Source organism: Streptomyces spiramenti, assembly GCF_012034385.1.
Lineage (GTDB): Bacteria > Actinomycetota > Actinomycetes > Streptomycetales > Streptomycetaceae > Streptomyces > Streptomyces spiramenti.
In genome coordinates this window covers 1-5,161 of sequence record NZ_JAAVJB010000296.1, presented here as the reverse complement: position 1 = coordinate 5,161, position 5,161 = coordinate 1, and the positions used below count along the sequence as shown (strand labels likewise).

At 75.3% G+C, this 5,161-nt stretch carries 4 protein-coding genes and 1 pseudogene; 3 read left to right on the top strand and 2 right to left on the bottom strand.

The window, feature by feature from the left end:
• Nucleotides 1-218, bottom strand: a pseudogene (locus HCJ92_RS21950) (hypothetical protein); the annotation flags it as partial.
• 257 nt (nucleotides 219-475) lie between these two features.
• Here HCJ92_RS21950 and HCJ92_RS21945 point away from each other — a divergent pair.
• Together HCJ92_RS21945 and HCJ92_RS21940 are read left to right on the top strand one after the other, a co-directional pair.
• Nucleotides 476-1,072, top strand: a complete 597-nt coding sequence (locus tag HCJ92_RS21945) for a dihydrofolate reductase family protein (RefSeq protein ID WP_167935345.1) — start codon at nucleotides 476-478, stop codon at nucleotides 1,070-1,072.
• Nucleotides 1,073-1,650: 578 nt separating this feature from the next.
• Nucleotides 1,651-3,069 (top strand): FGGY family carbohydrate kinase, encoded by a 1,419-nt coding sequence (locus tag HCJ92_RS21940; RefSeq protein ID WP_167935347.1) that lies wholly within the window; start codon nucleotides 1,651-1,653, stop codon nucleotides 3,067-3,069.
• A 96-nt stretch (nucleotides 3,070-3,165) separates the two neighbouring features.
• Here HCJ92_RS21940 and HCJ92_RS21935 read toward each other — a convergent pair whose 3' ends face one another.
• Complete coding sequence (locus tag HCJ92_RS21935; RefSeq protein WP_420824756.1) at nucleotides 3,166-4,314, bottom strand: RNA polymerase sigma factor; 1,149 nt, start codon at nucleotides 4,312-4,314, stop codon at nucleotides 3,166-3,168.
• 175 nt (nucleotides 4,315-4,489) lie between these two features.
• Here HCJ92_RS21935 and HCJ92_RS21930 point away from each other — a divergent pair, with 175 nt between their 5' ends.
• A complete protein-coding gene (locus HCJ92_RS21930; protein ID WP_167935344.1) occupies nucleotides 4,490-5,032 on the top strand; it encodes a hypothetical protein in 543 nt (180 codons plus the stop codon).
• The last annotated feature ends 129 nt before the right edge of the window (nucleotides 5,033-5,161 follow it).

Here is a 5,161-nt window from a genome sequence, read left to right as displayed (position 1 = left end):
CCGACCGCGGCCCAGCCGACGGGCCCGGTGCGGCCGGCCTGCCTGCCCGCGGTCACCGCGTCGGCTGCCAGCGCCAGCAGCAGCGGTATGTCCCCGCCCGCGCTGGCGGCCGTGCCGGGGCGCAGTCGGCCCCCGGGCAGCAGCGCTCCCAGCGCCGACACGGGGGCCTCGCCCTCGCGTGCGGCGGCCGTCTCGGGGGGTGTCGGTACTGTCCACACCCTTCGAATTTCGAGCATGTGTTCGAAAAGCGCAAGTGAAGACCTGTCAGGTCACCGAAGGGGCGAAAGCGGACACCGAACGTCACCCACCTGCGGTGGTCCGACACGCCCGACCCGACGCCCGGCAGGCCCACGGCCACCCCTGCGACGGCGGGTTGTGCTCCGTCCGGCGGCACCGGCGGGCCGCTGTCAGTGGTCCGTGGCAGTCTCCGTCCCGGAGCCCCGGGGAGGCCCCGGGCCGAGTGCGGAGGAGCCCCATGCGGATCGTCGTGAGTCAGTTCGTCAGCCTGGACGGCGTGGTCCAGGCGCCGGGCGGCGTGGAGGAGGACACCGACGGGGGCTTCGCCCACGGCGGCTGGTCGCACGCCTACTTCGACCCCGAGATGGTGGGCGGGTTCGTGGACCGGGCGATGAAGGACACCGAGGCGCTGCTGTTCGGCCGCCGGACGTGGCGGACGATGGCCGCGGCCTGGCCGGAGCGCGCGGGCGACCCCTTCGCCGACCGGATGAACGAGGTGCGGAAGTACGTCGTCACCCGGACCCTCCGGGAGGAGGAGCTGACCTGGGGGAACACCACCCGCATCCCCGGGGGCGAGGTCCTGGAGCGGGTGCGGGAGCTGCGCGCGCGGCCGGGCGGCGACATCCAGGTCATGGGGAGCCCCACCCTGGCCCGCACCCTGCTCGCCCACGGCCTCTTCGACGAGCTGCGGTTGATGCTGATGCCGGTGATGCTGGGCGGCGGGAAGAGGTTCTTCCCGGAGGACGGCTCGCTGCGCCGCTTGACCCTGGTCTCCGCCGCGACCAACCCGGCCGGCACCCAACTCCTCGTCTACCAGCCCTCGGACGCCGACTGACCGCTCCCCTGCCGGCGGCTGCTCCCACCCGGCGCCGCCGCGGGGGCGGGTGGAGGCACGGGTCCGGCGGGTGCGTCGGCCGGGAGAAGGAGGCGGTGGAGGGCGGGGCCACGCCCCATGACGGAGCCGCGGCCCCTCACCGGCACCGAGCGAGCAGTGCGGGGCAGTGGCGCGCCGAGACCTGCCCCCACCGGCCGCACCGGAGGCCGGACGCCCCACCCGCGACCGCTGCGGCGTCACCACCCTCGCCCTCCCCGAGCCGCCGGGCGGCGACCCCGTACGCGGAGAGGTCCACCTCGCCGGCGTCAGGGTCGCTCACCGCTGGTGGAACCGGCTCGGCCCCGGGGGCCGGGATCGGTCCCGTCCGCGAGGGGTTCGGGCCGGAGGAAGTGGTGGACGGCGCCCCGCGGCCCGTCCGCCCGGGGCCCGGCGGGTGCGGAGCGGAGTACGAACTGCTGCGCGACCGCGTCCCGGAGCGGACGGCCGCGGGCCCGCCTCCGCTCCGGCCCCACCGGACCCTGCGCACGCGGCTGACCGCGGCCCCCGCCGCGGGGTACCGATAGGGCATGATCGGGAGTATGGGGATCGTCGCCGGTCTGGACAGTTCGTCCGACTACACCAGCATCGTCGTGTGTGACTCCGATACCGGTGAGGTGCTGCGGCAGGCCCACGCGCCGCACCCGGAGGGCGAGTCGTCACCCGGCGGGTGGCTGCTCGCCCTCGGTGACGCCGCGGGCGGCGGCGTCCTGGAGGACGTCACCGCGATCGGGGTGACCGCCCAGCAACGCGGCACGGTCGCCGTGGACGCCGCGGGGCACCCCGTGCGCCCGGCGACCGACGCGCGCCACGGCGGCCACTCCGCCGCCGTCAGCCTCATCGACGAGTTCGGCGGCCGGGCCGCCTGGATCGAGGCCGTCGGCGCCGTCCCCCGGCCCTCGCACGCCGTCAGCCACCTCCGGTGGCTGGCCCGCTCGGAGCCGGCGACAGCCGCGCGGGTGACCGGCGTGCTGGCGCCGCAGGACTGGCTGGTGTGGCAACTCCTGGGCCGCCCGGAGCGGTTCACCACCGACCGCGGCAGCGCCTCGGGGACCGGCTTCTGGTCCCCGCACCGCGGCGGCTGGCGCAGGGACCTCGTCGAGCTGGCCCTGGGCCACGACGTCGCCCTGCCCGACGTCCTCGGGCCCGCCGACACGGCGGGACGCACCCCGGAGGGGCTGCTGATCTCCGCCGGCACCGGCGAGACCATGGCCGCCGCACTGGGGCTGGGCATCGGCCCCGGCGACGCGGTCATCTCGCTGGGCACCTCCGGTTCGGTCTGCGCCTTCCACGACACGGCACTCCACGACACCGGGGGCAGCGTCACGGCCCTCGCGGACGCCACCGGCCACCACCTGCCGGTGGTCCGCACCCTCAACGCCACCCGGGTGCTGCGCGGTACCTCCGATCTCCTGGGCAGGTCGCCGGAGGAGCTCTCCGAACTGGCGCTGCGTTCGACCCCCGGGGCCCACGGGATGGTGCTGCTGCCGTACCTGGCCGGCGAGGTGGTCCCGGACCTGCCGCACACCGCCGGCACCCTCACCGGGCTGAGTCGGGAGAGCATGGCGCCGGAGAACCTGGCGCGCGCCGCGTTCGAGGGGATGCTCTGCGGTCTCGCGGACGCCGCCGAGGTGCTGCGCGGCCGGGGGGTGCGGATCGACCGGGTGTTCCTGCTGGGCGCCGCGGCCGAGTTGCCGGCCGTGCAGGCCCTGGCACCCGGGTTGCTGAACGCCGAGGTCGTGGTGCCGGTCGACGCGGACTACGCCGCGATCGGCGCCGCCCGGCAGGCGGCCTGGGCGGCGGGGGTGGCCGACGGCACCCTCACCGCCGACGCCCCGCCGACGTGGGCGCCCGCCACCGGCCGTGAGCTGCACCCCCCGGAGTCACCGGAGGCCAGCGGGGCGGTCCGCACGCAGTTCCGCGCCGTCCGCGACGAGCACCACCCCGGAGCCTTCGGCTGAACGTGCGTTCGGGGCACCGCTCGGTCCGGGTCGCTCGGTCCGGTCCGGGCGGTCCGGTCCGGGCGGTGCTCCCTCGGCGCGGGCGGGCGACGATGCTCAGTCCAGGTAGCCCCTGAGCTGTCCCGCGTAGGCGTGGCCGCGGAGCTTGCCGAGCGTCTTGTGCTCGATCTGCCGGATGCGTTCACGGGTGACGCCGAAGAGGCAGCCGATCTCCTCCAGGGTGCGGGGGCGGCCGTCCACCAGGCCGTACCGCAGCTCCACGACCCGCCGTTCGCGGTCGCCGAGGGTGGAGAGCACGCACCCGAGGTGCTCCCGCAGCATCAGGAAGGCGGCGGACTCGGCGGGGTTGGGAACGTCGGTGTCCTCGATGAGGTCACCGAGGTTGACGTCGTCCTCCTCACCGACGGGCGCCTGGAGCGAGATGGGGTCCTGGGCGAGACGCAGGATCTCCCGCACCCGCTCGGCGGTCAGCCCCAGGTGGACGGCGATCTCCTGGGGCGTCGGCTCCTGGCCGCGTTCCTGGAGGAGCGCCCGCTGGACCCGGATGACGCGGTTGATCAGCTCCACGACGTGGACCGGCACCCGGATGGTGCGGGCCTGGTCGGCGATGGCACGGGACATCGCCTGGCGTATCCACCAGGTCGCGTAGGTGGAGAACTTGAAGCCGCGGGTGTAGTCGAACTTCTCGACCGCCCGGATCAACCCGAGGTTGCCCTCCTGGACGAGGTCGAGCATGGTGAGCCCGCGCCCGAGGTAGCGCTTGGCCACCGAGACCACCAGCCGCAGGTTGGCCTCAATGAGCTGGCGCTTCGCCAGCCGACCGCGGATGACCAGTCGTTGCAGGTCCCTGGCGAGCCGTTCGTCCGCCGGTGGGGTGGAGGCGAGCCGTTCCTCGGCGAAGAGCCCGGCCTCCACCCTGGTGGCCAGCTCCACCTCCTCCGCCGCGCTCAGCAGCGGTATGCGGCCGATCTCCCGGAGGTACTGCCGCAGGAGGTCCCCCGAACCGGAGGCGTCCGGACGCATTCCGGGGCTCTCCCGCTCCGTCCGGGTGGCGCCGGGCTGCCGCGGTACCCGCTCGGCGGCCGGGTGGGCGGGCGGGCGGTCCGGCACATCCAGCAGGGCCGGGGCGGACAGAATCTGGGACTGCACTGAGCGACCTCCAGGTCGTCGCGTCCGGTCAGGGGGCACCGCCGCCACACCGGAGAGGAGAAGAGCCGGCCCCGCCCACCCGCGGTACACGCCCATGTCCCGGAAAGGACAGTTACCCCGCGCATCCCTTGGATTACCCGGGTGCCATGTCGCAGAAACGTTCGGGACACACGCCACGCGGTCCCCGGGTGACAGCCGGTAGCACCGTGCGTGCCGCGCGCCACGCGGTGGCACCGGGCGCCCCTGCCCCTGCCCCTGCCGGAACGCCGTCGTGGCGACGGCGGCGGGCAGCGAGCGCGGGGCGGGCAGCGAGCGCGGGCCCGCGATCCAGCTCCGCAGCCCGGCGCACCGTGCGGAGCGGGAGCTGTTGAAGGTCGCGATCCAGTTCCCGCAGTTCGTCGCCCCCGTGTTCGACGCCTACGGTGAGGACGAGTTCACCGGCCCGCCCTACGTGGTGGCGCGCCGCGCCATCGCGGACGCCGGTGGCACCGAGACCGCGGACGACTCCTTCCTCGCCCGGATCAGGGAGGCGGCCCCCGACGACGGGGCACGCGCCCTGGTCACCGAACTGGCCGTCGAACCGCTGGACCTTCCGCGACGGCGCAAGCCGGAGGTCGGCGTCTACGCGGAGGAGCTGCTGGTCAAGGTACGGCTGGCTGCGGTGGAACACCGCATCACCGAACTGGAGTCGACCGCACGCCGGTTGGAGGCCCAGCGCGACGAGGGGTCCGCCGCGGTGCGGCAGGAGGTGTGGACCCTCCAGCTGTACCGGACGGCGCTGCTGGACCGGGGCGCCCCCGCGCTCTACGGCTGACACCGGTCCGCCCGCCCTTCGGTCTCCGCCCGGTCCCAGCCCGCCCCGCTCACCCCCGCCCCGCGCTCACCCCCGCCCCGCGCTCACCCCCGCCCCGCGCTCACCCCCGCCCCGCGCTCGCTGCCCGCC